We start from the raw sequence: 26,866 nt of genomic DNA, 5'->3' as shown, positions 1-26,866 counted from the left end.
GCATTGGCTACTTGATTAATAACTAAGGCAGCATTATGAAACACACTATATGTTTTGGTGAAGTATTGGTTGATTTACTCTCTGATAAATTAAGCCAAAACAACAGCGAGCACGAAGCGTTTACTAAGTTTGCAGGCGGTGCGCCTGCAAACGTAAGCGTAGCTATTGCAAAGCTAGGTGGTAACGCCTACTTTGCTGGCACGCTAAGCACCGACAGCTTTGGTGATTTTTTACATAACGCCTTAAAAGAGCAAGGCGTAAAAGCCGACTTTATGCGCTTTACCGACCAAGCAAAAACCGCCCTTGCGTTTGTATCACTTGATAAGGACGGCGACCGTACGTTTGAGTTTTACCGTGATAACACCGCCGATCTGCACTTTACTAATAGTGACTTTAGCAGTGAGTGGTTTGAGCAATGCGATATTTTTCATATTTGCTCAAACACCTTAACCGACGAGCGCATACGTAAAACCACCGCGTATGGGATTGAATTTGCCAAGCAAAATAACTCAATTGTCAGTTTTGATATTAACTTACGCCTCAACTTATGGCCTAGTAATGCTAACCCGCGTGAACACATTTTACCCCTGTTAAAACACTGCTCTATTATTAAAGCCTCTAAAGAAGAGCTTGAATACTTAGCGGGTGAGCAAACGGGTGAAGAATTTATAGCCGAGACTCTCAATAATGGCTGTGAATTATTTGTGGTTACCGATGCAGGCAACCCCATGCATTGGTATACCAAAAATGCCAAGCAAACGCTTTACCCTAAAAAGGTAACTATGGTTGATGCCACCGCCGCAGGAGATGCGTTTGTAGGTGGATTGCTGTATCAACTAGGCTTACAAAACCTGACACCTAGCTCTTTTAGTAAGCTTTGCGACAACCCCGAAACACTAACAACTATTTTTGAATTTGCTTCGTTATGTGGTGCTCATGCAGCATCTTACAAAGGGGCATTTACGTCTCTTCCTAACGAAAAATCGCTTAACGATTTTAGGAGCGCACTATGAGCCACACACCTGATAACTTTAAAAGCCGCGAATTTTTAACACAACATATTGCCGATACGCTGGCGTTTTACGAGCCAAACATAGACGACGAACACGGCGGTTTTTACCAAAACTTTTCGGATAATGGTGAGGTATTTGATAAGCAAACTCGCCACCTAGTAAGCTCTACTCGGTTTGTATTTAACTATGCACGTGCGTACCAAACCTTTAATGACGAAAAGTACCTAAACCGTGTTAAATCGGGTATTGAGTTTATTCGTAAGCACCATTTTGTTGAGCAAACAGGCGGTTACAATTGGTTATTGAGTGTTGAGCAAGGTAACGCCACTGTACTTGATGATACCAACCACTGCTATGGCTTTGCGTTCGTGATTTTAGCCTATAGTTGGGCATACCGTGTAGGTGTTACAGAGGCACGCGAATACCTAAACGATACATTTCAAACAATGGAAACGCATTTTTGGGATGCAAAAGCGGGTTTATATAAAGATCAGCACAACAGTGACTTTACTAAGTGCGATCCGTATCGCGGGCAAAATGCCAATATGCATACGTGCGAAGCACTTATTGCCGCTTATGAAGCAACTCAAGATGAGCTATTTTTAAATCGTGCGCTCACACTGGCTGATAACATGGTTAATCGCCAAGCTAATTTAATGGGTGGGCTTATTTGGGAGCACTACGATATAAATTGGCAGGTTGATTTAGAGTACAACAAAGACGACCCTAAAAATTTGTTTCGCCCGTGGGGTTTTCAGCCAGGTCACCAAACTGAGTGGTCAAAACTACTAATGTTTTTAAATAAGCATAAGCCACAAACTTGGCTTGTAGAGCGCGCTCAAGCGTTATTTGATAATTCAATAGACGTTGCGTGGGATAAACAACACGGCGGTATTTGTTACGGATTTGCGCCAGATAAAAGCATATGTGATGACGACAAGTACTTTTGGGTGCAAGCCGAAACACTGTGCTGTGCAGCCTACCTTTATGAAACCACAGGGGATGAAAAATACCAGCAGTGGTATGACAAAATTTGGCAGTACTCGTGGCAGCACTTAGTTGATCATCAATACGGTGCGTGGTTTAGAATTTTAACCGTAGATAACAAAAAAATAGATACCATGAAAAGCCCAATTGGTAAAACGGATTACCATACTATGGGTGCCTGCTTTGATGTGTTGGCGTTATTAAAATAACCCAATAAGGTAAAACATTTAATTGTGTTGTGTAGACCTTTAAACCGCCTTTTTGGCGGTTTTTTTTGCCTAAATGATTACGCCTTTAATACCCTAAAAATAATCACCACAAAATATAATTTTGTGCGCGCCCTACTTTTTAAACCTCATATTTTGAATAAACACCTAATAATAAAAAATTTTGCACGCCAGCGGCGTATAGTAATATAAAAGATAATAAAAAAGAGAAACAGGCAATGCCAAACGGGAACGACCCCCACACTATTAATAGCAACGAACTTGTTGCCTGGCCGCGCATTGCAGCCATAGCCGCTATGCTCAGCTTTTCGCTGCCCACTTTTATCACCGGCCTAGAAATACATCAAAGTTCAAGTGTGAGTAATACACTGTGGGCGTTAGTTATTGGCTCACTTATATTAACCCTTATTGGTGGGGCTATGGGCACCATAGGTGTAAAAAGCCGCTTAAGCTCTTATTTATTGGTAAAAATAGCGTTTGGTAATGCTGGCGCGGGCATTGTTAATATTGCCTTTGCTTTATCATTAATTGGCTGGTTTGGCGTAAATATTGATTTGTTTTCTAATGCCGTGGTGCGCTTACTCAGTGCAGAATTTAATATTATTATGCCCGAATGGCCCATCGATATAGTCGCAGGTTGCGCTATGCTCATAACCACACTGTATGGGTTTAAAGCCATTAATGTGCTAGCCTCTATCATGATCCCTATTTTGGCTGCGGTCACCGCTATGATGCTTTTTGGCGCGCTCGATAGTATGCCACTGGTTGATTTTATTAATTTAGAAAAATCAGCATCGCTTTCTCTTGAAGATGGTGTAGCAGCCATTGTTGGCGGCGTTATTATTGGCGCAATAATATTGCCCGACATAACCCGTTTTTCTAAGCAAAAACGTGGCGGCGTGTACACCTCATTTATTGCGTATATGGTTATTGAGCTTTTGGTTATTTTTGTGGCTGTGTTTGCCGCAGCCGCCATGCAAGAAACCGAAATATTAAGCTTAATGCTTGCGCTTAATTTGGGGTTTTCAGCGTTTTTTATTGTGATAGCAGGCAGCTGGATTTTAAATTCGTTAAACCTGTACAGTACCGCACTTAGCGTAGAGGCTACCTTCCCGTATTGGCATAAAAAGTGGGTTATTGTGTTATTAGGTTTGGTGGGAATTGGCGCAGCCTTTATAAATATTTTAGATATGTTTATAAGCTTTTTAGCGTTTTTGTCTGATATTTTTGTACCGGTAGCGGGCGTAATTATTGTTGATGCACTGTTTATTAAACCCCATGCTTATAACGCAGCGGCTTTGGCAAATAACGCTAACTTTTCACTTCCCGCATTTAGCGCATGGTTTGTAGGCGCGGCATATGCGGTGTGTAATGGCACTTTATTTAACGTATCAATGAGCGGTATTACCGTGATTGACGCCATTATATTAACGGCCGTTATTTATACCCTGTTTGCAAAAGCCATTGCCCCCAAACCGGTTATTCAGCAATAACTTTAAACAATAAAAAGGCGCATAAAGCGCCTTTTTATTAATCTAAATTAGGGAGCTACTCTTCGTCGTCTACTTTCATCTCGTCTCGCCATTTAAGTTTTTCCAGCGGGTAGCCTAAAAAGAACTTAGCGCGCTCAAGCACTATGCGTGTAGTCAGCTTTTTTATTGCATACTGTGAGCTGCCGGTTAGCCTGTCGCACATTGCATTAAGCGCTTGAATATCGGCAAAGCAACAAAAAGAAATATAATCAATATCGCCACTTAGTTGCATGCAATCCATTATTTCGGGGATGTTGTGTATGTCAGCTAAAAACTTACGCCGTGCTGCTAGGTTATTGTCCTCTAGGGTAAATTCCATATAGGCAAACACGTGCTCACAAATTTGCTCTAAATTTATATCAGCATGAAAGGTTCTAAAATATCCCGCCTCTTTTAATGCTTTTACTCGCTGAAAACATGCACTGGGCGACAAGTTAACTTGCTCGGCCAATTCAACGTTTGTTAAATCGGCAGTTAGGTGCAGAATTGCCAGTATTTTCTGATTATACCTGTCTATTTTTATCGTTTTTTTCATAACCGGTTTCACATTTAATAATAATTAATTTTGTAAATTTAAGGTCAACATATACATAAAATTACGCGCTTAAGCGTTATTTTCAGCAATTTGTGTGTGCTGTATTAAGGGTTTACAAAATATTATTTTGTCTGAAAAAGCGACAATGTTTATCACTAAGTAACATCACCATGATAGTCACATTAGGACATAGAACATGAGCAGATACAACAAAATACGCTTTCGTAAAACACTATTAGCATCGGCAGTCACCCTGTCGTGCATAAACTATGTGCATGCGCAAGAACAACAACAAACAGTAACTGACACTATAGAAAAAATTTCGGTGATATCGCGCGGGCGTGTTGAGTCGATACAAAACGTGCCTGACTCTGTTACCGCATTTAGCGCCGAGACAATCGAAAAATCACGTATTACTAACTTTCGTGATGTTGCTAATTTAACTCCCAACTTATCGCAGCTCGATAATTTTAGGCCCGGCCTTGCCCGTATTACTATTCGTGGCTTAATTACACCGCAGGTGGGCGATCCGCCATTAGCGTTTGTAGTTGATGGTGTTACCGCCCCCGATTTAGAGTTTATAAACCAAGATCTAGTTGATATTGAACGTATTGAAGTTATGCGTGGCGCACAAGGGGCACTGTATGGCCGCGGCGCCATTGGTGGTGCGGTTATTGTGACAACTAAAAAACCTATTGAAGACTTTGAAGGTAAAATTAAAGGCTCTGTAGGGAATGGCAACACATATAATTTGAATGCGGTTGTATCGGGTTCGCTTAACGATGAAAACACCGCTTATTTTAGAGCCGGTGGTTACATTAAAGATACCGACGGACTGATTAAAAATGCCTACACAGGCGATTACGCCGACCCGTTAAAAGAGCAATCGGTTTTTTCACAGTTAGAGTTTGAGCTAAGCGAAGACACCTCAATAAATCTTAAAGGTAAATACACCTCAAGCGAAGCTGGGTTTGCTTACTACCAAGGGGTGAGCGATGACACCATTGAAGACTTTTCAATTAATACCTCACAAAATATTATTAACCAAGATGAGCGTGATGTGTATGAGCTAAGCGCCAAGCTAACCCAACATTACGATTTAGGTAAATTTGAGTTTGTAACTGCGTACAGCAATTCAGAAAACGAGCACTTTTACGATGGCGACTACTCTGCCGATGCCACCTTTATTGACGAAGATGGCTTTTTTAGAGCCCCATTTGGCACAGAAGGGTTATACGATATTGAATCGTTAACGGTAGAGTCGCGGTTTATATCCCAGTCGGATCAGACTTTTAGATGGTCTGTGTCGGCATTTTATCAACAGCGCGACCGCGACACTGCGGTATTATTTTACGATGATTTTACCGATGCCGAAATTTTAACGCGTGCAGATTTTGCCAACGACGAGCCCTACCTTTCAATTATCGACAACAACAGCAGCGATGCATGGGCACTTGCTGGGCAGTTTAACTACGATATAAACGAGCAGTTAGAGCTCACCGGTGCGATGCGTTACGATCACGATACTCGCGAGTCGTTCGACCCAACCAATAAAGACGCCACTTACGCTAAAAAATCGTTTAGCCAATTACAGCCTAAAGTTACCTTAGCGTACCAAATGAATGACGACCTACTGCTTTACACCGGCTACTCGCGTGGTTTTAGAAGTGGGGGCTTTAACNGAGCCGGCCGACGGTATTAGCCGCACCTTTGATAAAGAAATTTCTGACAGCTACGAAATGGGCTTTAAAACCGCTTTGTTTAATAACAAAGTTACCCTTAATGGCGCCGCGTTTATTATTGAGCAAGACGATGCGCAATTTACCCAATTTAATATAGATACCTTCACCCTTGAAAACCTCTCTATTGACGAAGTACAAACCAAAGGCTTAGAGCTAGAAGCCGCCTTTGCTGCCACCAGCAATTTAAGTATTAACCTCAGTGCAGGTATTGTTGATTCAGAAATTAAACGCTTTGCACTGCGCCCAGAACTGGCTGGCAGGCCACAATTTTGGGTGCCTGAGTATAACTACGGGCTGTCGGCAAATCATAACTTAGCACTAAACGGTGAGTGGTCATTGTTCTCGCGCGCTGAGCTATTAATTGAAGGCCCTAAAACATTCAGTATTGATATTCCTGATATTGAGTCGTCGCGTTATACCTACCTAAATGCCGGTGTAGGGCTTAAATCAGAGCATTGGAGCGTTCAAGTTTACGTAGACAACCTTACGGATGAGCGCGCTATTGAAGATATTTCTCTACTGGCCGATGGGGTTACAGACCTAGTGCGCCAACCTAATAAGCCTCGTAGTTACGGTATAGAGCTCAGTTACCAATTTTAATTTTTTCACCTTTACAGCAGGTATTTTTTTAATGCCTGCTGTTTTATACCAATCCGCTTAATTAAGTGATCTATTTTGGGGATGGGTATGAGTTAACCAATAGCGATACACACATGCAAATTCTTAATCGTGACCAACTTATTGATATTTTATACGGCTGCGCCATTTTAGGCACTGGCGGCGGCGGTGAGTTAAGTGAAGGCATTGCCTATATTGACGAAGCACTCGCACAGGGTAAAACCTTTAAACTAATTAGTGCCGATGAAGTCCCCGCGGGTGAGCTTGTTTGTACGCCTTACATGTTAGGGGCAATATCTGCTTTAAGTGAACAAGAAGAACGCGCGTATGCAAACCTGCCCCGCAGCACTAAGCACGCTATTTTAGCTGCTTACCAGCGCACCCTTGAATACACAGGTAACGATGCTATTTATGGCACTATTTGTTGTGAGCTTGGCGGCTCAAACACCGCAGTATCGTTTTACTTAGCTGCAATGTTTGACGGCTACATTATTGATGCCGACCCCGCTGGGCGCGCAGTACCGGAGATCACCCATTCAACCTATTATTTAAATAACTTACCCGCAGCGCCCATTATTACCGCGAATGAATTTGGTGAGTGCTTTATTTGCGAAAATGTAATGGACGACTTACGCGCCGAAACAGTCGTGCGAGCACTGGCTAAAATTAGCCGTAACGACATTGCAGCCATTGATCATATTTTACCTATTGAACAAATGAAAAACGCGATTATTCATGGCACCATTAGTAAAGCCTTTAAACTTGGTAAAGCAATGCGTGAAGCCAACGAGCAGCACGCTAGCACCGCACACATAATTGCCAAGCACGGCGGCGGCTTTGTTGCCTTTGAAGGCGAGGTAAGCACATTTGAATTTAACACCGTAGAGGGTTTTACGTTAGGCGAAGTAACACTTAAAGGGCTAGGCGAGTTTGTAAATAACAGCTACAAAATAACGGTTAAAAACGAAAACATGGCCGCGTTTTTAAATGATGAAGTGCACGTAACCATTCCTGATTTAATATGCTGTATTAACAGCCAAACAGGCACACCAATTACTAACCCTAATTACGAGGTAGGCATGAAAGTAGCCGTTGTAATTTTACCAGCGCCAAAGGAATTTACAGGCCCTAAAGGTTTAGAAATATTTGGCCCGCGTTACGCAGGCGTTAACACCCCATATAAAGCAGCGATTGCAAATTAATTATTGCTAAGGGCGTGCTGCAGCTTGCTATACAATGCAGCATGGCCTTTACCAAACTCGGTGGCGTTTCTATCAATGCGACTAAGCCATTCTTTCGCTTGTACCTTTTTACCTATTTGTAAATATACCTGCGCTAAACGTAAGCTATAAATAGCATGGTAAATGCTTGAGGGCTCAGTAAATTTGAATGCGGTTTTATAATAATTTATAGCTTCTAAATACTCTTTATTTTGCTGATAACTGTACGCTAAGTTACCGCTAGCAAGCACTATTTTAGCAGCGTGGTTGGTGTTTTTTATGGCGTTATAGGCCATTAAATTACTTTTTACTGCGTGCTCGTATTGCTGCCACTTTAAGTAAATATGCGCTTTGTTAATGTGCAGCTCTAAATGAAAAATAGGATCGTTATTTTTTGCAAAGCGCTGCTCGGCATCTCTTAGTAATCGCATCGCTGCTTTTTTACTACCAAACACATAGTGTAGGTTAGCCAACTCCACTAATCTTAAAGGGTCACCAAAAGCATTATATATCCCGTCTAACTGGGTAAACGCTTTAGCGGCATACGTTTTAGCTTCTGCTTTTTTGCCAATATAGTTAAGTGCTTTCGCGTAATAAAAATACATTTGTAGCTTAAATACATCGGGCAGCTTATCTTGCTCTAAAAAAGGAGTAATAGCGTTGAGTAAGTTTTCGAACTGTTGGTAGTCGTAGTAGTAATCAAATTGGTAGGTTTTTATTTTGTACCACTGTGCAGGGTTATCTTTGACTTCATTAAGGCGCGTTTCAATATAAGTTAAACAGTGCGTTTTGGGCTGTTGCAAGCAAAACGCTTCATGATCGCTGTAGTTTTCTGATGCTAATGCATTAAAACTTGTAGCGACAATACTTAACAGCAAAAATATACGCACCAATATTACACTCTTTAAAATCACCTTAATTAAGAGTGTAATATTTTTATCTCATCTATCACAATACGCTGAAATACTTATGACAGGGGTGAATTTTAGCGAACACATTCTTAAGCTGTAACACCCATTCTTGACGTACTTTTTTTTGAAAAATCTATAATTGTAGCGAACACCCCAGAAATAAAGGCTTTCAGAGCCAATTGATACACTTTTGATTACTCTTTAATGCTATGTGTAACTTTAGTTTAATTCAATAGTTGGATTCTAGATTTAATGAACGACACTGTCTGAGCAAGCGGTAAAGCTAGATATTTCATCAGGGCTATAACCCTTTCGTAACAATGGAAGCTCATTCAGGTCAATGGTTGCTTTCTTACCTGAGCCGATGATTTGGTATATCGAACCGCTGTTTGTTCGGATCAGTTGTGTGTCAGTACTAATGTTAACGATATTTGAGGTTGTAACGTAATCCCCAGCTTTATACCTTTTGTACATATCCTCTACAACTATGGCATAGAGGACTTTTCCTATTATCTGGTTTTCGCTGACTATTGTAACTATCTGCCAGTCCTTAACAATTGTATTCATAGCAAGACTCCTAATCATTCGAAATTCATACAATGATAGCGAATACAAAATTAAAACTTCGGCAAATCATGGATCTAATACGGACTTTCTGCTCCAAATTCGCTAACAGGCTGATTACTCGTTGAATTTATTTCTAACGGAATCACTTAATGGGTTTTTACTTTTTGCAATTTGGCGGAGTTGGTTTTAAAGGTTTAGGTAATACGCTAAAAAGGCGTTCTTTATCATGTAGGTAAAGCAATGCGTACTCAGCTTCTGCTAAAGCGCGAAGCTGTGTTCGAGTAAGCGAAGGGTTATTCGTTACTAACATTTGTATTGTTTTTTCAGCATTTGATACCTTCGCTTGATGGCGAAGCTTTTTCCTCCATTCAGAAAGATTTGGTGTATTGCAAATAACCTGCTCAACGTAACCTATGCCAACTGAAAGCTCCTGCGCAATTTTTTTTCGGTGAATACCCATCAATGCTTTTCTCTGAACTGCCCGTTTAATAGCGTTTGGATAATGCATTTCATTAGTTGTATGTTCCAGTCCATTTAACTCTGCGATTCTTCTAATTGCGCACCTACTTTTTCCTGTTTGTGCCTCTATAAGATTCATGCTCTTTCCCTCTTGTAGCATACAAATTATTTCGTTTTCAAAGTTACGAGGTTCTTTAAGTGGGATATGTGGGGATTCAGTTTTTTTAGGTATAGATTGAATAAATAAATCAGCATCACCGTCAAAAAGCCAAAAGCTAAAGAGTAGATGCTTCAGAGGGTGGGCGGGAAATGAAGTTTTTTCTCTTAACAAAGGACCTAAAAAGCTTTTTTTCCTTAATACGCTTAACACTTGGTGATCAGTGACATTTAAGTGTTCTTGAAGTATTGATGAAAACTTATCTTCCAACATGCTCATGCGAATATACCCATGTTTGGTGATATATCCTTTTTTACTCAATTGTTCTCGATAGATATTGCGAGGGTCAGTTAGTTCAGATGCTCTACTTATGATTAAAACTTCTAGAGCAAAGTGGGAAAACTGAATTGCCAATTGATTAGCTTTTTGTGATTGGCCGTCGGATAAGTCTAAAGTTAATTTTCGGTCAATTCCATTATCTCCGCCAATGATATGTTTTAATAAAACTTGATGGGCTGAACACGCGATTACTCCCGGAATTTGATGCTCGATTTTTAGGATTGGAAATCCAAACTGCTTGATAGATTCAGCAACGCATACTGGACACCATTTATGACCGAAAGTGAGTGATAGCTTAGCGCTGGGTATGCCTGTAATGTTGGTGACAGTGTGTTGAGAAACTAGCATTTCCCTCATTAACTTTTCACGTATCGATGGGTTGAAAAACGCGAACAATGAATACAAAGTATGGTCGATTAAAAGGCTATTTTTCTCAACTTCTAACGCTTCAGCGAGGTTACTTAATTGAGTTGGTAAATATGGGTGTATGCGAACTCTGTTTTTATCAAATACGTTCTTAAACAAGTAAGACTCAGTGGAAAAGCCAAGGTACTTATTCCACCGAACCAAAAAGCTAAATATCGTTTCATTTGGCTGGATTGCCAGTAATATTGGTAGTTTCATGCAAATCACCAAAAATTGACGAGTCTTCTAGTTCAATCCAATACAAAATAATCAACATATAAACTGGATTACGGATCTGAATTCCATCCCTTTTGTAAGTAGTGAAGAGGATATTTGATTTTCTGCGTTTCTCATCACGGTAGAACTGAAAACAGTGTCTCAAAATATTATTAGGCACAATGGCTTCAAGCTCATTCAATAGGTTATTAAAATGGTTCCTACACTTCTTTTGTTCATTAGGAACAGGATTTAATCGACTCCAAATTTTTTGTCTAAGCTGCGTTGCGACACTAGGATTTTGCTCAAGCATATTGAATATTCGCTCAACAAAACGACTCCAATTGAAAAACTCCTCTCCGAATTGTTGAGAGTGTATGCGATCTGCTGCCAGTCGATTTGGCATAATTAAACTATCCAAGTCTTTAAGGTTTGCCACGTGAGAAAGTGGCATATTATGTTTAGTGCAGTGTGTGACGAATGGGAGATTATGCTTATTGTGCCAATATGCAGTACCGTATGAAGCTCTGTTTTCTTCAGCGCAGCAAGGGCAAAACTTCCATTCACTACAAACTGCCAATTGTGACTCACGTGCTTGCTGATACTCAGCACAGTTCAGCTCGCTATCGGCATATTCAGTACTGTCAAAGTTCAAATGCCACAATAAGAATGAACTTCCACTTTTTTGTAATTGCTCGAACTCTTTAAATTTGGCTAACTTAGTAATGTTATGGCAATCACCTTTTGTTGGTTTAATATGAGAATGGTCAATACCAAACTTATCAATAAAAACAGATGAACTATCAAACCCTGACCATCTCAAACTTCTAGCTGCAACACTCCAGACGTGTTCATCAGGAAAAGCATTAACAATATTCATTATTTGCTTTCCTCTACATATGTTTGACCAGCTTTGGGTTTACCTATTTTGTCCTGTAACTGCTGCTTAACTTTGGCGACTTTTATTTGCTGCTCAGCGTCTAGATCGACCTCATCCATCATGACATCAATGGAACTTGCGACTTCCTCAGCAGAGCGGCCTTTGATCTTAGGATCTTTGGCAAATTGTCGAAGGTACTTTATTGCTTGATCGAAATAACCTGTATCTAAAAAATGTTGAGCATCAAGAAGGTCATTTAAACTTCCAGCACGATGGTGCTTGATTGATCTGAAAACGGTACGAAGTAATGGGAATCGTTTTCGCCAGATTTCGTCAATTTTATTGTGAGTAATTTCTTTCTGCTTTGACCCAGCCTGCACAGCATAAATCTGTATTTCACGCCAAAGAGCCAGTAACGCGTAAGGATAGCCTTGTGTTAACTCATATAGGTAAGAACGGTTCTCAGGTGTATCAGGTAATGGGATCGGTGCTAACTGAAAATCAAACAAAGCTTCTAGCAGTTGTTTCCAATATTTATTGGTTTTTGCATATGGCAATAATTGAAATGTAGCGCCTTTACGTCGAATATTTGTTTTCTTTACTTTAAACAAATGCAGCGCATCACTAGTACCTATTTTCACAATTGGTACGTGAGAAATATTCGTCAATGTTGACAAAAAATTGAGCATTAACTGCCGTCTTTTAGCTCCTTGAACTAATAGGTTTTGAAGTTCATCGATAACTAAAAGCCCTAGATGATGTTTTCTGCATAAAAAATGAATCTTTTGCAGCATAACACCTGAATTTACTTTTTTGGTTGAGTAGTGATTAAAGTAAGATTCTTCTGTATCAGTCAACAACAAAGCATTATCAATTGCCTTGAAAAAGCTAAGGCACAACGATTCAATAACTCCATTGTGCGGCATTTCGACTACTAAGTAAGTTATTTGTATGTCTTTAAAATCTTCTCTGGTATGACGAATACACTGAGGAATTAATCGTCTCAATACACTTACAACGGTCGTTGTTTTGCCTAATCCAGTTTTCCCTAATACACCAGTTCCTGTTGATGTCGGGTCATCCTCATCATCCAGTTCAAATACAGGCTCATTTTCTGCGGCATCAAGCGTCCACTCTATAACTTCAGGTCGTACTGGATTTCTAGATTCATAGCCGGAAACAATTCGCGCATAGAGGTGTTGATATAAGTCGATATGATAATTTGTAGGAATTATGACTCTCTTTTCCAGCCCCATTAAAAGCTCTATTTTATTTCCTTGGCTTAATTCCTGTTCTGGTATCCTAGGAATGCTTTTTAACCTCCTGTGAGCTTCTTTTGGCTCAAATTGTGCTGGAATACCAGTAATCAACGGGTTGTCAATGTGCTCTTTTAAAACATCTGTACGGTAAGTTGCTGTATGGTACGTAGGTTTCATATTTGTATTCTCCTAATAAATATTGGTTAACTGTCGAAATCATCAAGTGTGTCGCTTTCATCTTCATAATCGTTCTCTGTATGTTGTTGATCTGAATAGAAGTTGTCATAAGTTGCCATATACAGGCGGTTAATCTGTTTTTGTCTTTCGAACATCGACTCAAAGGCCCGATTTTCTCGGATCTCTTGAATATCTTGCATGGGGGCTGGCAATTTCTCTTTAATCGCCTGTCTTACTTTCTCTTGTAAAAGACACATCGCACCAAGTTTGCTTTCTAGAGCTGCTTTTCTGCGTTTCTTAGCGCTTTTATTGTCAATCGCACGCTGGAACTTTACTTCGTCAAAGCTCAGTCCAATGAAGGCAACGTGATCTGAATGTAGCTCAGCCACTTGCAGACCACAGTCAGTAACAAGGTAAATGAAGTCCACACATCCACGGTGTATTCGGGCCTTAAACTTTTTAAGTTTTGAGCGCTTTTGGTAGTCTTGTAAGCCTTCTTTTAGCGTCCATGCGCATGTATATTTCAGTCCTGACCCAACAAGCAATACGTGATCTTGGTAAACAGTCACATCAGCGGTTTCCAGCAGCTCAAGATAAAGTTGCTTTTCTGGGATGGCTTGAAGGTATCCGGGGCGGTATTTTTTACCCCACCTCCAGACCTCAGACGGGATTGGCGGAATACCATCCTGCTTCATTTCTACAGGCGCAGGGAAATCTTCAATTTCTTGGTGATTGTTGTAGTGAATGATGTAAACAACCGCAATTTCATAAAGCTCGGCTAGAGTTAAGCAAGCATTTTTTCTAGCGATTTGCTTTGCTATATCTCGTCTACTTTTGGTTTGGTGAGCTGGGCTTAAACCTTGGAAAAAAGCGCTCCAAGTATGAAACATTTTTTCTACAGTGCCCTTGTCGTCACCTCTACCAGCTCTAGTGAATTTGATAGTAACGGGAACATTATTAGTAACAGGACCTTCACTAATGCGATTGTGAAATTCAGCGCGGTCAACAAATAATGTGAGTGGGACACCTTTGATATCCCATAAACTCCCGTCAAAAGGCAGCCCTAACTCTTTTAAAAACTCACCTTTATCACGGAAGCTATTAAATAATGCTTCTTTAACTGTATCGTAACTAGGATTTTGGGTTGTTATATATACGCCAGTAATGCATCTGGACCATCTATCTTTTACAAAATAGACTGTAGGCTTGCCAAGTTTGGTTTGTCGAGTAGGATCAAATAATGAAACCATTTCTTCGTCAAATGGCGTTTCATCTAATTGACCTTCTTCTCCGGGTCCTGTTACCCAATAACCTGCATTTCCTTTTCTTCCGGCAATATCTGACGCAAACTCTATAGCGTTTTGTTTCTTTTTATCTCGTTGAGGTAACTTGCCACCATGTCTTTTGTATAACCAAAATTTAAACTGGTTTTCTGTAGGAATCTCCCAATCTTCTTTCAGATTATAGGAAAACTTTTTATTTAGTCGCTTTTGTTCTGCTTCAGAAAGGCGCACACGAGAAACGCTATAAAACTCATCCTTCATAAGCTCGATGGCAGTTTCAATACGAAGACCTGCTGTGGTTTGGTATTTTTTTTCGGCCCACTCAAACGCTTTAATATCGTGGTCTTCTAAAACCTTTCCCTCATGGACATCACTAGGGCGTCCTTGCTTTACTCTAATTTTCCGAGGTGGTGGCGTATAATTGGCGTCTTTTCCTTGCGGCATAGAAAGACCAATTTTTCTGCATCCATGACGTAAAAATGAATAAAAAGTGTCATAGATATAGCGTACTCCCTTATTTGCATCTTTTGCTGCCTTAGCAAAAGCCCCAGAGCCATAGCCATTTTTCAGAGAATTATCTACATCTAAAATAAGAGGTAGAATTGCCTTATAACGCTCATCCATTCGTTTTTTAACGGAGTCAGGTAAGTCCTCTTCTGTAATAAAAGTTTTCTCATCAAATGTATGCTCTGCAAGCAGTACTTCACCGCTGTCAATTAAAGCAGTTAGTTCATCATAATGAATGTGAACAGGGAATCTGGCAGTCGTTACTAGATTAATGGCAAATACACTATTAACTTCAGGCTCACAGAGAATAATTAGATGGTCTTCATCTAAAGCGAATTTCTCAAATTGCATAATGCCATCTTCGTTTGACGGGCAAATCGCCATAAACCTTTCTAGTTCTTGACTTGCTGGACCATCTTCAAAATTAGTATTGTCCGGGGCTTCTAACAATTCTCTAGACATTTGGATATACCCCTAACTCTTCACCTGACTTTTCAAGTAACAACGGAAGATCCCAGTTAAAATCGATTTTGTTATCCCACAGGCAATGGTGAAAAAATTTTACAGCTCGCTCATAGTCAAGATTTGTAAGGTCTGCCGCCTTTTCAATAATGTTAGCGACTCGCTCGTGTCTGTCTTCAGAAAGGGCTGAACAGAAGTTGTAGTACCAAGCTTGGCAAAGATTTCTCTGGAGAAATTCAACTTCTCGGTTGCGGTAGATACGTTCCAAATTCATTACGCAATTTCGTTTAAGCTCTTCACTTGTAACTAATTCATACTCGTAGTTATGAATGGCACACCAAGCTTCTTGGATAGCCAACTTTTCTAAAGTTCTATCTTTAAAAGTTTCGCTTTGCTGTTTTACCGCGTAACCAACACGTTCAGGACCACCTCTATAACAGAAGAAATCCAATGTTTGCTGCACAGGAACCTTTTTGTTTTGAGGGTAAACGGGGTGTTTGATCTCTAACTCTTTTGCAATAGCTAATGTTTCATCCAGCGGCAATGCATATTGTTCATAACTTTGCACAATGGATTTGTCCCAAGCGATAAGCATGAACATAAGTAGTTCATTTTGGCTCAGCACATGAACTGCTCTATGCGGATCTTTGAAATGCTTGATTTTGGCTTTAATACCGTAAGATTTGATATCTTCAACTCGCCACATTGGTTCATAAAATTCAGTTCCAATGCTATTTGAATGAGCTTCATACCACTTTTCTTGAAGTTCTAGCGACACTCTATGAAACCCTTTAGCCATTCAAGCCTCCGAATTTCACTGTGATTGATGAGTCTGTTTTTAAAAAATTTGGTTCGTAATTATTTCTCTTATTTTCCATTAATTTTCCTTAATCGGGATATTCAACATCCCGAAGTGAGAAAATAGTATTGATCCGTTTTTTGGTGAAGTCAAGTTTTCAATATTTCAAAGTGTGATATATTGTTCAAAGTGAGTAGGAGGAAAAATGAGTCTGAGTGATCACGTAACTATAAAAAGTGGAAGAACATTTAAAAGTGGTATTAAAGAGCATCCGGCTCCTACACATAAAGTTATCCAGTTAAGAGATGTTGAAGAAGATATCGATTGGGAAAGGTTAGTTAGCGTTAACATTGAAACCACTCATAGTGTGAAGACATTAATGAGCGGCCAGATTTTAATGGTTGCTAAAGGCCCAATGAAACAAGCTGTTCTGATCAGTAATCCACCTCTAGACAATGTAGTAGCTACGCAGCATTTTTTGGTTATCACGGTTAAAAATACCGAAGTATTACTGCCTGAATTTCTGGTGTTCTACCTGAATAGTGAACCCGTCCAGCATTGGTTAAACGGTAATTCGGGAGGCAGCTATCAAAGCACTTTGAGTATATCAAACTTATCAAAGTTACCATTTCCGATTTTGTCTATTGAGCAACAACGTTTGATTCTTGAAGGAGTACAAAGTGTTAGAAAGGAAATCTCATTACACGAATGCTTGATCGCAGAGCGACAAAGGCAGTTAAATGATATTGCTGGAGCATTATTGACAAAATGAATATAGAAAAAGCCGTAATTGAATTTACTAGCAACATAAATCATGCAGGTTTGAATGAACAAATCGTTGACGAGCGTTTGCTTTACCTGTGCTTAATTGCCGTTGTTTTAATCAATAAGGTAGAGGCAAATGCTCACCATGCGCTGCTTACAATTTTACTCACTCAAACGGCAAAAACAGGCGAGTTTGATGATCTTTTACATAATCTAGAGAAGTTTAATTTTACTAAAAGAAGCTACTATCGCCTCTATCTTGAATTGATAGAGAGATTGAAGGAGCTTGATACAGAAAAACGAAAATACTTACTGAATCAATCATCACATTACCTGACACTCAATGTAATTGAGGGGATAAGTAGAACGGATGCAGTAGTGATATACAATCATACAGTGCAACGTCTTCAACAAATGAACGTGAAAGATAAGTTATCTGATCATTTTATATATCAAGATATCCCCTCATGCTTTGGTGAACTCGCTAGTAAATTAGTAAACAATGGCAAAAAACATAAAATTTATGACCCATATGCACTAACAGGTGAAGTTAGTATTTACTATTCAATAAATAGCAATGTTGAGTTAGCTACTACTGAGACTTTGGTGCAGTCCTCACCATACATAATTCACATGTTGTATATTACTGGTGTTGAAAATACAGATAGTAAAAATAGCTTTGGTCTAGCTCAGCAAGCTAATATTGAGCCAGCGATAGCAGACGTAGCATTAACATTACTAGATCCCACATCTTCAAAAGAAGACGAACACCTTCAAAAGCTAGATAATGAGCCAGTGTTTTCTGTAGCAGATGGTAGGATTATTGAGGGTACAGTTCCAGCAAAGTTTAAAGATCATGCATTCATTCAGCATCTACTGTATTCAATAAAAGAAGATGGCACTGCAATTATATTTTTAGGGAAAGGACCTCTTCATAGAGAAATAGAAAAAAGCGCTCGTGCATACTTACTAGAAAACAATTTGGTGGACGCTGTAATCGAGTTGCCAGCAAAGCTAATCAAGCCGAGAACGGTAAGCTTGTATGCCTTAATTTTAACAAAAGGTCGCTCGAATAATATTATTAAATTTATTGACGCTAGCAACTGTTATAATCCGGCAGGAAGAATAAATGAAATTTCTGACTTAGATGAAATAGCCGAATGTTACCATTCTAAGAATAGCGACTTACTCCAATCAGCAACTATTGATGTCGATAGTATTATTGAAAGTGGCTGCTCACTCCTTGTTTCCAGCTATCTGACCTATTCAAACAATAGTCCCTCAAGGGTAAATGTTGAACGAGTCAGAAGCGAGCTTTTTGCAATGCAAAATAAAACAGATTCAATCTTAAAAACGATAGAGAAAGCTTTGAAAAATTATAGAGGTCAAATTGAGTTTTAGATATTTAGGATCCAAGTTGAGACTACTTGAGTCACTCAAAGGGCATATTGGCAACTACAACGGTCAAGGACAGTTTGTAGATGCATTTTGTGGTACTGGCAGTGTAGCAAAATTAGCATCTGAGTTGGGGTGGCCTGTCAAAATTAACGACCAATTGGAGAGTGGAGCTGTAATGGCAGCTTCGCAATTAATTTCAAGAAAAAACGTAGCGTTTGAAAGTCTTGGAGGGTATGAAAAAACAATAGATTTGCTCAATTCGTTAGCTCCAGTTGACGGCTTTTTTTGGAGAGAATACAGCCCTGCATCGTCTTCGTTCATCGATATTGAAAGAAAGTATTTCACTGAATGTAATGCAAAGAAGATAGATGCAATATCACAAAAGCTTTCGGCATGGCAAAATCAAGACCTCCTATCTGATGCAGAACTAATTTTACTAAAATCAGATTTAATCAGAGCAGTGAATAAGATTGCCAATATTGCTGGTACATATGGATGTTTTCTTTCCAAATGGACAAAACAATCTCAAGCAGATCTGACTTTGAAAACTCAAAGCCTGAGAAGTGACGAAACTAGTTTTGAGTGTTCAACAAAAAATGTTTTCGATCTTCAAGTTGACAGTAATGATTTAGTATATTTAGACCCACCATATACAAAAAGACAATACGCTTCCTACTACCATATTTTAGAAACATTAGTTCATTTTGACGAACCTAATGTTGAAGGGGTCAGTGGACTGAGACCTTGGAAAGATAAATCTTCAGAGTTCTGTTATAAGAAGAAAGCTTTAGGTGCTCTAACTCGCCTAATAAAACAATTAGATTCAAAGAAAATACTCTTATCCTATAGTTCTGAAGGGCATGTAGAAATTAATGAGTTAATTCAAAACTTAATAGATGTAGGTACAGTAGAAGTTTTTCCATTACAAAAAATAGGTCGTTATAGACCCAATAAAAAGGCAAGTGATAACAACAATATTGTTGATGAGTTTTTAATTGTAATTGAAAAAATGGAAACTAAGGAATCACTAGGGAGTTGTAAAAATTGAAAGTAAAAACTCTCGAATATAAGAAATTAGAAAAAATTGAAGTTTTATTGGCTGAATTATGTGGTTCAAACCACGAGTATAGGCTTCAGCTTTTAGAAGCCGTATCTAGTTTAATTGGTGGCTTTAACTTAGAAGAGTACTTAATAAAGTTTAATGTGGAAGTTTTGATTTGTTGCAAACAGCTAGTTGATGAAGCCAAGCAAGTCTTAAATTTAATTAAACTAACTGACATTCCAGTAAATCTGGCACTAAGTTGTTTATCCCATGAACCCTTGGATGAAGTAGATAAGAGAAGTGCAGGCTCTTATTATACAGACTCGAGGTTAGCAACTTATCTAGCAAAAATAAGTCATTTAGATATCTCAAAAGATAGCAAAATTATCGATCCTGCTTCGGGTAATGGGATGTTATTAGCCGCGCTTGTTTCAAAAATATTCGAAGACAATCCAGATACAGGTGTTTATCTATTAGAAAATAACATTGTCGCTTGTGATATTTCAGCAATTGCTCAACGAGCTTGCAGAGTAGTTCTCAGTTCATTTTTAACCAATGTCCCAAGTATTGAGAAAATGGTATCAAATTGGCTATGTGTTGATAGTCTTCTAGTTAGTGAAAAAGACTGGAAACGGCTAAGTCCAGAGGGATTCGACTTGGTATTAGCAAACCCGCCTTGGGAAAAATTAAAGCTAACAAAGTATGAGTACCTGAAAGAAAAAGGTCAAAACAATCACTACGGTAGTGAGGTCACTGGATTTTGTGATGTCGGCTTAAGCAATGCAAAAAAAGAGTTAGCGGAATATTCAAAAAAGATTGCCACAAAATATCCTGATACCAAAGGCGGTGAAATCGATTTATATATGCCTTTCCTCGAACTTTTTCACAAGCTAGCAAAGCTAAATGGAAGAGTTTCTTGCCTCGTTCCTGCTGGTCTTATTCGCTCGCAAGGGACAGAACTTCTTAGAAGAAGATATTTCGAATTCAGTGAAAGTGTAAAGATCACGATATTTGATAATAAACCCAAGTTTTTCTCTATTGATACCCGATTTAAATTTTTAGCCGTAACCGTAAAGCCGAAATGTAAACCCAACCCCGATAATTTAATTAGCGTGTCGTACGGAAGTGCGGATGGGCGAATGATAAATTACACGTCTAATGTTCTCATTAAATTAGAAGAGTTAAAGCAATGTAGAGCTGACCTGACTTTACCCGAAGTCTCCACAACAGAAGAATGGGAAATTTTTAAAAAAATTAATACAAATGGGCTTGATTGGTCTTCTCCTGAGTCATCTTGGTATCCAAACATTCAAAGAGAAGTTGACATGACTAATAAGCGAAAAGATTTTATTAAAGAATCAGCTTCAACCCTACTCCCCATTATTGAAGGGAGAATGGTAAGTAATTTAAGGTTTGGAGCTAAATCGTATATCAGTGGAAGTGGAAGAAGTGCTATTTGGCGAACTAATAAGCATGGTTCGGCAAATATTTCTCCTCAGTTTTATATTGCTCCAAAAAGCTTGGCTAAATCAACACTAGAGAGAACGCAGGTTGAAAGAGCTGGATTTTGTGATATAGCTGGTCAAACAAATGAAAGAGGAATGATGTCTGCAATCGTTCCATCTAGTGTGGTAGCTGGGAATAAAGTTCCTACAGTATTGTTCGATAATTCAAAAAATCCTGACTTGATTTATGCTTGGGTAGGAATGACAAACAGTTTTGTCTTTGATTGGGCTATAAGAAGAATAATCAGTACAACTGTTAATTTATTCCTACTAAAAAGCATAAAATTGCCAGCTATTGAAGAGTCATCCAATGACTTTATAACTTTAGTAAAATCAGTAAAATCTATAATTAATTCAGACTTAAATGAAAAATGCTCAATGTGGGAAGTGGCGGAGTTAAGAGCAACTATAGATATTATTGTATTTATTAAATATGGCTTAGCATTTACAGACCTAGATACAATTCTTGACGATTTCCCGCTATTAGATAGAGGGCAACCCTGTATTGCTGGAGAAACAACCTCTACGATTACCAAAGATTTTTTAACTCTAAGAGTTTCACAATACTTAAATCAACCATATGAAAAGTATGAAAAAAGAGTTATTTTAGCTAAAGAAAATGGAGCTATACCTTATATTAATGGTGAGTTAGCAAAGATGACTAGTTGAAGGAGAGATAAATGTCAGTGTCTGGAGTAAAACGCTTAGTATTCAAGAAAATTGTTAAAGGTGATAGAAGGAAGTTTGAAGCTGCTTCCAATGACACACCTTCTGGAGGTGGTGCAAGGGATTTAAGATTCAGCCCATACCATGAGTTTCTCAAAGTATTCCAAAGAATGTTACCTAACGAAGATTCAGGAAATTTCTCTGGTAATATTTCATGGGTAGCAGACCCTGTAACTAATAAAGTAGTTTCAAAGAATAACTCTTTTTATCCCCCGACATCAGCTAGACCAAATGAAGGTCGGTTGATTCAAGTGCATAAAAATCTGCCTGTAACTCTTTTACCCCCTGAAGAAGAAGGTGATGCGATTTTAGTAATTTTACAAAATGATGATAGCCAAACATGGGCCTTTTATACTACTGAGCGCTCATTACTTAATGATGATTGGAATGAACAAGTTAAGTCTTTCATTCTTGAAGCCATAAATGCGAAACGACCTGTAAACTCTACTGCAATGGGATATGTCGATTACGAACATCATGAGAGCTTTTACAATGGAAAATAATAGTGCATTAGAGATTTTTAATTTATTAAAAATTAAAAAAAATGTTGTTTTATCAGGGGCACCGGGAACAGGAAAGTCTAGACTACTCAATGAAGTAGCTTCCTTGTTTATGGAAGAGAATGGTACTGAGCTTACGACTACTCCAAAACATAATCCAAGTTCACCCATACCAATTCCTAAAGCCGTACCTACATCAACAGTGAATAGGGAAGTTTTTAGAACTGTGTTCCATCAAAACACCAAATATAGAGAGTTTGTGTCTGGCATTGTGCCAAATATTGGTGATGGTTCTGGGTTTCATGTAATGGCGGGAACATTATATAAGGCTAGTGAGTTTGCAAAGGGACATGACTCTTCCCTATTAATTATTGATGAAATAAATCGTGGACCTGCTGTACAAATTTTTGGCGGAAGTATAGTTGCTATTGAAATGGATAAAAGGTTGGATGATCAAGGACAACCGACTAGAAAAACTCAGTTTTTTGAAATGCAATGTCCTAAGTCAGGTGAAATAGTCGAATACGCCTTACCATCAAATCTCTATATATTAGCGGCTATGAACCAAGCAGACACGTCTGTTGAACCGATGGATGTAGCTTTTTTGCGACGTTGGTATCCTTATAAATTAAAAGCAGATCATAAAGTCCTCTTGGAATTATTTGATCTTGACGATTTGAGCATTGTACCAGATGTTCCAATTACAAAAGCTGATGTATTAAAAATGGCAATTGCCGCATGGAGCGAAATTAATCATAGAATTGCATTGGGGCGAGGAGAAGAGTTTCAGCTTGGGCATGGTATATTTTTAACACAAGATTACACCTCGCTAGAAAGCCTTGATGATAGTCTTAACTTCGTTTGTGAATTATGGGCACTAATTTTAGCTCATGTAGAAGAAGTTTTTTTTGGAGATATTCGTGGTATTGCTGCTGTATTAAATGCCTCAGAAAGCGATAAAACAGCTCCTATACTGCTTGTTGAATCTTATTTTGCAGATGAGCCAAGAGTTACAATTAAGTTTCCTAATTCGATTAATAAAAGTAACATTTATAACCTTTATCGTTCTATTTTGGCTAAGTAATGATGCAAGTAAATAGGTTTTCAATTTCTGAATATGGTGAATCAAAAAAGCTTGTTGAAGAAATTCAAAGCAAATCATCTTACTCAAAAGCTGAGATAAATAATCTTATACTTAAATGCGGTGATAGCGTATCTAAGGAGTTAGGTTTTAACAAATCTCCTATTTTAATATCATCAGACAAAGTAAGAGCAATAAAATTTTCTGGTCTAATTCAGGCAGCTCCCGGAATAGAGCTAGAGGTTATCCCTAAGTTTGTTGGGGCAGAATTCGATTCTTGGCGTGAGGATTTTTTATTTGTTGCTACATTGAGTAAGCATGGGTATTTGCTTAGCTCCGATAATATATCTTCGAGCTTATCTAAAACGGATAATCTTCATAACATTATCGCATTGTCTTTTTCTAAAATGTATATGGAAAACCGCAGAAAGCAAATTCGTACATATTCGACTATCGTTGAACATGAATTCGCAATTGATGGAGAAATAGACATTGAAGATATCCTTATTCCTTCAATAGATGGCTTTAAGCAAAAAACTTTGCAATTTAGTAAAACCAATCCATTTAATGCTGTCATTTCCCAAGCAGCCAAAATACTGTTGCCACACCTGACCGACCCCAGAGCCGTTCAATTAATAGAACGTGTTATTCATCATATAGGTCCTCAGAAGATAGTACCTCGCATACGTTTTACTAAGTTGCCATCCCGCTCAAAACACTGGCAAAAGCTTTATGACCTTTCTGTTGATATTAGCAAAAACCTTGGATTGTCTATGCGACATGGCGAGTTGAGAATACCGGGTTATGTGATTGATACATGGCGCTGTTGGGAGGACTTAATTGGAGTGATGGCAAATAAAAATAAAGACCTCTTTAAGGTCGAATATCATCCAAAATTTAAACTAGGTGAGAAACTTAGTGAATCAACTTCAGATGTAAATGTCTATCCCGATTATATTTTACAGGCGCATGATAGGTCGTTAGATCCATTTTTGATAGATGCAAAATATAAGACTAATATACTTAAAGGAAAGACCAGAGTTTCCGAAAGTGACATATACGAATCTTTAGCATTTTTGAAGTCTTCTAATACACGACTAATAATACTAATTTTTCCAGAGCAAGGCTCAAATATGGGGTCGGGGGAGCTGAAAGTTTTTGAACAGATCATGATAGAAGATAAAATAATTCTAGGTGCTCAATTATGTATAAATGGAATTAGTAGAAAATCCCACTTTAATCAAATTTCAAAAGTCTTAGGTCAATCATTAGTGAGTCTGGCCTCAGAAAATCTGAGGCAGTAACTAAAATTATTGTAGGCTCGCAATCTACAATAGAACTTTTTGTTCGAACAATTAAAAATTTGTTCGCTCTAATTATGTCCTGTCACTTATGCATATTGCCCACATGCAAACCCACAGCTCCACGCATACTGGAAGTTGTAGCCCCCAAGCCAGCCTGTTACATCGGTTACTTCGCCTATAAAATATAAGCCTTTGGCTTTTTTAGCTTCAAAGGTTTTAGAGCTCAGCTCATCGGTATCAACGCCGCCCAAAGTTACCTCGGCGGTACGATAGCCCTCGGTGCCATTAGGTTTTATTTGCCATGCGTGAATATAGCTTGCTAACTCATCTATTTGAGCATGGGTAAGCTGATTAATATTACAATCTGGAATAGCTTTGCTGTCGTGCAGTATGTCTATAAAGCGTTTGGGTAAAATAGTCGCAAGGCTGTTTTTTAATGATTTTTGGGCTTGTGTTTCTCGCCAATCAGCCAGTTGCTGTTTTAAATCGAGATCAGGGAGCAAGTTTATGCTTACTGCCTGCCCTGCTCGCCAAAATGAGCTTATTTGCAATATGGCAGGCCCCGATAAACCTCGGTGAGTAAACAAAATATTCTCTTTAAATACAGTGCCGTCTTCGCTAGACACTTCGCACGGTATACTAATTCCTGAAAGCCCTTCAAAGCGTTCTTTATCGTGTTGATGCAAAGTAAATGGCACAAGCGCCGCCATGGTAGGTAGTACGTTTAAGCCAAACTGCTCTGCAATTTTATAGCCTATAGGAGTGGCGCCAAGCTTGGGCATTGTTAAACCGCCCGATGCGATAACTAGCGATTCACAAGTAAGTGTTTCTTGCTCAGTGGTAACACGGTAGCCAATGTCGGTTTTAGCCACATTTAACACTTCGCTACGCAATTTAATATTAACACCAGCCCACTCGCATTCGGTAAGTAGTATATCAACTATATCTTGCGCGCTGTTATCGCAAAACAATTGGCCTAAGGTTTTATGATGGTATGCCAAGCCGTGGCGGTCCACCAGCTCAATAAAATCGTGTTGGGTATAGCGGCTTAAGCACGATTTAACAAAGTGAGGGTTACTGCATAAGTAGTTTTCTGGACTGGCATTTTCATTGGTAAAATTACAACGCCCACCACCACTTATTAAAATTTTTCGACCAGGCTTTTTGCCCATATCAAGCACTGTAACGCTACGCCCGCGATAACCGGCTTGTGCTGCACTCATTAATCCGGCTGCACCTGCGCCAATCACAATTACATCTACTTGATTCATTACTTCGCCCTACTCAAAAATTTGCCCGATTATAGCAAAGTTTGTTTAAACACTCTGAATAGAATTTATTATTAAATTTATAGCAACAAATGTAACCAAGGCTAGTTATGGGCTTTTCTAAACAGTGTAAAAATAACAATCCTTTATGCTTATTTTTGTTTTATATGATAAATACTAAACAACGACAAAGGCACCGTACACCTAGGTTATAACTAAAAGAAATAGGTACATAAGCAATTATTATTTTAAAGAAATTAACAGATCATTTACCTTTGTTTCTGTTTCGTAATTTAATATTACGAACTAACTAATAACAACTAGGGATAATTATGACAACAAGTAAATCATTTAAGCGTTGCGCTATCGCGCTCACTATTAGTACGGTATTTGCAGCATCTGCAAGTGTTGCCCAAGATGTGTCTACCTCTATGGCAGAAACCACAGCCAAACTACAAAGCCAATCGGGTTTTGAAACACAGTTTATTATTAAGTACAAAAATAGCGCGAACGATATGCTAAGCATCTCGTCTGCTGACGCAAGCCCTGCAAATATGAAAAAGCGTGCTCAACGCTTTGTAAAAAATTTCGCTTCTAAAAAAGGTAAAGTAAAAGCGAAGTACATCCGAGCAATGGCGCTTAATAACCACCACGTTATGCGCGCAGATAAAAAACTAAGCGCTGCAGAAGCACAAGAATTTATGCAAGAAATGGTTGATTCTGGCAATGTTGAATACATTGAAGTGGATCAAATGTTAAAACCATTTGCAACGCCTAACGACCCTCGTTACGGCGACCAATGGCACTACTATGAGCAAGCGGGCGGACTAAACTTACCAACCGCATGGGATACTGCAACAGGCAGTGGCGTAGTGGTTGCGGTACTTGATACTGGCTACCGCCCACATGTTGATTTAAATGCTAACATTTTACCGGGTTACGATATGATCTCTAACCTATCGGTAGCAAACGATGGCGGCGG

22 protein-coding genes and 1 pseudogene are annotated in these 26,866 nt (G+C 38.9%); 14 read left to right on the top strand and 9 right to left on the bottom strand.

The genetic code is table 11. The annotated features are described in order from the left end of the window. Positions 1–35 precede the first annotated feature (35 nt). The 3 genes from L650_RS0121220 (at position 36) to L650_RS0121205 (ending at position 3,720) form a co-directional block, all read left to right on the top strand. The gene (locus L650_RS0121220; protein WP_029774334.1) at positions 36–1,013 is read left to right on the top strand and encodes a carbohydrate kinase family protein; all 978 of its coding nucleotides are present in this window, start codon (positions 36–38) and stop codon (positions 1,011–1,013) included. Further along, positions 1,010–2,209, top strand: a complete 1,200-nt coding sequence (locus L650_RS0121215) for an AGE family epimerase/isomerase (RefSeq protein WP_029774333.1) — start codon at positions 1,010–1,012, stop codon at positions 2,207–2,209. The genes L650_RS0121220 and L650_RS0121215 overlap by 4 nt, the downstream gene beginning before the upstream one ends. A 236-nt stretch (positions 2,210–2,445) precedes the next feature. Then, positions 2,446–3,720 carry a purine-cytosine permease family protein gene (locus L650_RS0121205; RefSeq protein WP_029774331.1) on the top strand — a complete coding sequence of 425 codons (1,275 nt, stop codon included), beginning with the start codon at positions 2,446–2,448 and terminating at the stop codon, positions 3,718–3,720. 55 nt (positions 3,721–3,775) lie between these two features. On the opposite strand, the gene L650_RS0121200 is transcribed toward L650_RS0121205, so the two are convergent. Next, positions 3,776–4,294, bottom strand: coding sequence for an Lrp/AsnC family transcriptional regulator (locus L650_RS0121200; protein ID WP_024031376.1), 519 nt, complete (start codon positions 4,292–4,294; stop codon positions 3,776–3,778). A 196-nt stretch (positions 4,295–4,490) separates the two neighbouring features. On the opposite strand from L650_RS0121200, the gene L650_RS0121195 reads away from it, so the two are divergent. The 3 genes from L650_RS0121195 (at position 4,491) to L650_RS0121190 (ending at position 7,856) form a co-directional block, all read left to right on the top strand. After that, the gene (locus L650_RS0121195) at positions 4,491–5,996 is read left to right on the top strand and encodes a TonB-dependent receptor (protein ID WP_262974706.1); all 1,506 of its coding nucleotides are present in this window, start codon (positions 4,491–4,493) and stop codon (positions 5,994–5,996) included. Continuing rightward, the gene (locus L650_RS24725) at positions 5,962–6,636 is read left to right on the top strand and encodes a TonB-dependent receptor domain-containing protein (RefSeq protein WP_262974705.1); all 675 of its coding nucleotides are present in this window, start codon (positions 5,962–5,964) and stop codon (positions 6,634–6,636) included. Before L650_RS0121195 ends, L650_RS24725 begins: the two co-directional genes overlap by 35 nt. Before the next feature lie 113 nt (positions 6,637–6,749). After that, the gene (locus L650_RS0121190) at positions 6,750–7,856 is read left to right on the top strand and encodes a DUF917 domain-containing protein (RefSeq protein ID WP_029774330.1); all 1,107 of its coding nucleotides are present in this window, start codon (positions 6,750–6,752) and stop codon (positions 7,854–7,856) included. On the opposite strand, the gene L650_RS0121185 is transcribed toward L650_RS0121190, so the two are convergent. From L650_RS0121185 to L650_RS0121155, 7 genes are all read right to left on the bottom strand, one after another. Beyond that, the gene (locus tag L650_RS0121185; protein WP_223230617.1) at positions 7,853–8,764 is read right to left on the bottom strand and encodes a tetratricopeptide repeat protein; all 912 of its coding nucleotides are present in this window, start codon (positions 8,762–8,764) and stop codon (positions 7,853–7,855) included. The genes L650_RS0121190 and L650_RS0121185 overlap by 4 nt on opposite strands. A 270-nt stretch (positions 8,765–9,034) precedes the next feature. After that, a complete protein-coding gene (locus L650_RS0121180) occupies positions 9,035–9,352 on the bottom strand; it encodes a hypothetical protein (RefSeq protein ID WP_085065547.1) in 318 nt (105 codons plus the stop codon). Positions 9,353–9,509: 157 nt separating this feature from the next. After that, positions 9,510–10,931: a TnsD family Tn7-like transposition protein gene (locus L650_RS0121175; RefSeq protein ID WP_029774327.1), complete on the bottom strand. Its 1,422-nt coding sequence runs from the start codon at positions 10,929–10,931 to the stop codon at positions 9,510–9,512. After that, positions 10,894–11,808 (bottom strand): TniQ family protein, encoded by a 915-nt coding sequence (locus L650_RS0121170; RefSeq protein WP_029774326.1) that lies wholly within the window; start codon positions 11,806–11,808, stop codon positions 10,894–10,896. The genes L650_RS0121175 and L650_RS0121170 overlap by 38 nt, the downstream gene beginning before the upstream one ends. After that, positions 11,808–13,244, bottom strand: coding sequence for a TniB family NTP-binding protein (locus L650_RS0121165; RefSeq protein ID WP_029774325.1), 1,437 nt, complete (start codon positions 13,242–13,244; stop codon positions 11,808–11,810). The genes L650_RS0121170 and L650_RS0121165 overlap by 1 nt, the downstream gene beginning before the upstream one ends. Positions 13,245–13,270: 26 nt before the next feature. Further along, positions 13,271–15,496 (bottom strand): hypothetical protein, encoded by a 2,226-nt coding sequence (locus tag L650_RS0121160; RefSeq protein ID WP_029774324.1) that lies wholly within the window; start codon positions 15,494–15,496, stop codon positions 13,271–13,273. Beyond that, on the bottom strand, positions 15,489–16,295 hold the full coding sequence (locus L650_RS0121155; protein ID WP_029774323.1) for a TnsA endonuclease N-terminal domain-containing protein: 807 nt from the start codon (positions 16,293–16,295) through the stop codon (positions 15,489–15,491). The genes L650_RS0121160 and L650_RS0121155 overlap by 8 nt, the downstream gene beginning before the upstream one ends. Positions 16,296–16,500: 205 nt before the next feature. Between L650_RS0121155 and L650_RS0121150 the strand changes: the two genes are divergently transcribed. From L650_RS0121150 to L650_RS0121120, 7 genes are read left to right on the top strand one after another with little or no spacing between them, the layout of a single operon-like run. Further along, on the top strand, positions 16,501–17,067 hold the full coding sequence (locus L650_RS0121150; RefSeq protein WP_029774322.1) for a restriction endonuclease subunit S: 567 nt from the start codon (positions 16,501–16,503) through the stop codon (positions 17,065–17,067). After that, entirely contained in the window at positions 17,064–18,461 is a 1,398-nt protein-coding gene (locus tag L650_RS0121145; RefSeq protein ID WP_029774321.1) for an N-6 DNA methylase, read from the top strand. Before L650_RS0121150 ends, L650_RS0121145 begins: the two co-directional genes overlap by 4 nt. After that, a complete protein-coding gene (locus tag L650_RS0121140) occupies positions 18,451–19,506 on the top strand; it encodes a DNA adenine methylase (protein ID WP_085065546.1) in 1,056 nt (351 codons plus the stop codon). Before L650_RS0121145 ends, L650_RS0121140 begins: the two co-directional genes overlap by 11 nt. Then, positions 19,503–21,674: an N-6 DNA methylase gene (locus L650_RS0121135; protein WP_029774319.1), complete on the top strand. Its 2,172-nt coding sequence runs from the start codon at positions 19,503–19,505 to the stop codon at positions 21,672–21,674. The genes L650_RS0121140 and L650_RS0121135 overlap by 4 nt, the downstream gene beginning before the upstream one ends. An 11-nt stretch (positions 21,675–21,685) precedes the next feature. Next, positions 21,686–22,234, top strand: coding sequence for a hypothetical protein (locus tag L650_RS0121130; protein WP_029774318.1), 549 nt, complete (start codon positions 21,686–21,688; stop codon positions 22,232–22,234). Continuing rightward, positions 22,224–23,315, top strand: coding sequence for an AAA family ATPase (locus L650_RS0121125; RefSeq protein WP_029774317.1), 1,092 nt, complete (start codon positions 22,224–22,226; stop codon positions 23,313–23,315). Before L650_RS0121130 ends, L650_RS0121125 begins: the two co-directional genes overlap by 11 nt. Next, positions 23,315–24,616, top strand: a complete 1,302-nt coding sequence (locus L650_RS0121120; RefSeq protein WP_029774316.1) for a 5-methylcytosine restriction system specificity protein McrC — start codon at positions 23,315–23,317, stop codon at positions 24,614–24,616. Before L650_RS0121125 ends, L650_RS0121120 begins: the two co-directional genes overlap by 1 nt. An 86-nt stretch (positions 24,617–24,702) precedes the next feature. On the opposite strand, the gene L650_RS0121115 is transcribed toward L650_RS0121120, so the two are convergent. After that, on the bottom strand, positions 24,703–25,887 hold the full coding sequence (locus tag L650_RS0121115; protein WP_029774315.1) for an NAD(P)/FAD-dependent oxidoreductase: 1,185 nt from the start codon (positions 25,885–25,887) through the stop codon (positions 24,703–24,705). Positions 25,888–26,216: 329 nt separating this feature from the next. Here L650_RS0121115 and L650_RS0121110 point away from each other — a divergent pair. After that, positions 26,217–26,866 (top strand): annotated as a pseudogene (locus tag L650_RS0121110) (peptidase S8); the annotation flags it as partial.

The organism is Pseudoalteromonas sp. TB51 (assembly GCF_000498055.1).
Classification (GTDB): domain Bacteria; phylum Pseudomonadota; class Gammaproteobacteria; order Enterobacterales; family Alteromonadaceae; genus Pseudoalteromonas; species Pseudoalteromonas atlantica.
The sequence above is the reverse complement of the archived record's forward strand: the minus strand, read 5'-3'. Positions and strand labels throughout refer to the sequence as shown.

Excerpts from the sequence above, each read along its gene's own strand:
- L650_RS0121220 (WP_029774334.1), top strand. The coding sequence starts at position 36 with ATGAAACACACTATATGTTTTGGTGAAGTATTGGTTGATTTACTCTCT.
- L650_RS0121215 (WP_029774333.1), top strand. The coding sequence starts at position 1,010 with ATGAGCCACACACCTGATAACTTTAAAAGCCGCGAATTTTTAACACAA.
- L650_RS0121205 (WP_029774331.1), top strand. The coding sequence starts at position 2,446 with ATGCCAAACGGGAACGACCCCCACACTATTAATAGCAACGAACTTGTT.
- L650_RS0121200 (WP_024031376.1), bottom strand. The coding sequence starts at position 4,294 with ATGAAAAAAACGATAAAAATAGACAGGTATAATCAGAAAATACTGGCA.
- L650_RS0121190 (WP_029774330.1), top strand. The coding sequence starts at position 6,750 with ATGCAAATTCTTAATCGTGACCAACTTATTGATATTTTATACGGCTGC.
- L650_RS0121180 (WP_085065547.1), bottom strand. The coding sequence starts at position 9,352 with ATGAATACAATTGTTAAGGACTGGCAGATAGTTACAATAGTCAGCGAA.
- L650_RS0121175 (WP_029774327.1), bottom strand. The coding sequence starts at position 10,931 with ATGAAACTACCAATATTACTGGCAATCCAGCCAAATGAAACGATATTT.
- L650_RS0121170 (WP_029774326.1), bottom strand. The coding sequence starts at position 11,808 with ATGAATATTGTTAATGCTTTTCCTGATGAACACGTCTGGAGTGTTGCA.
- L650_RS0121165 (WP_029774325.1), bottom strand. The coding sequence starts at position 13,244 with ATGAAACCTACGTACCATACAGCAACTTACCGTACAGATGTTTTAAAA.
- L650_RS0121160 (WP_029774324.1), bottom strand. The coding sequence starts at position 15,496 with ATGTCTAGAGAATTGTTAGAAGCCCCGGACAATACTAATTTTGAAGAT.
- L650_RS0121155 (WP_029774323.1), bottom strand. The coding sequence starts at position 16,295 with ATGGCTAAAGGGTTTCATAGAGTGTCGCTAGAACTTCAAGAAAAGTGG.
- L650_RS0121150 (WP_029774322.1), top strand. The coding sequence starts at position 16,501 with ATGAGTCTGAGTGATCACGTAACTATAAAAAGTGGAAGAACATTTAAA.
- L650_RS0121145 (WP_029774321.1), top strand. The coding sequence starts at position 17,064 with ATGAATATAGAAAAAGCCGTAATTGAATTTACTAGCAACATAAATCAT.
- L650_RS0121130 (WP_029774318.1), top strand. The coding sequence starts at position 21,686 with ATGTCAGTGTCTGGAGTAAAACGCTTAGTATTCAAGAAAATTGTTAAA.
- L650_RS0121125 (WP_029774317.1), top strand. The coding sequence starts at position 22,224 with ATGGAAAATAATAGTGCATTAGAGATTTTTAATTTATTAAAAATTAAA.
- L650_RS0121120 (WP_029774316.1), top strand. The coding sequence starts at position 23,315 with ATGATGCAAGTAAATAGGTTTTCAATTTCTGAATATGGTGAATCAAAA.
- L650_RS0121115 (WP_029774315.1), bottom strand. The coding sequence starts at position 25,887 with ATGAATCAAGTAGATGTAATTGTGATTGGCGCAGGTGCAGCCGGATTA.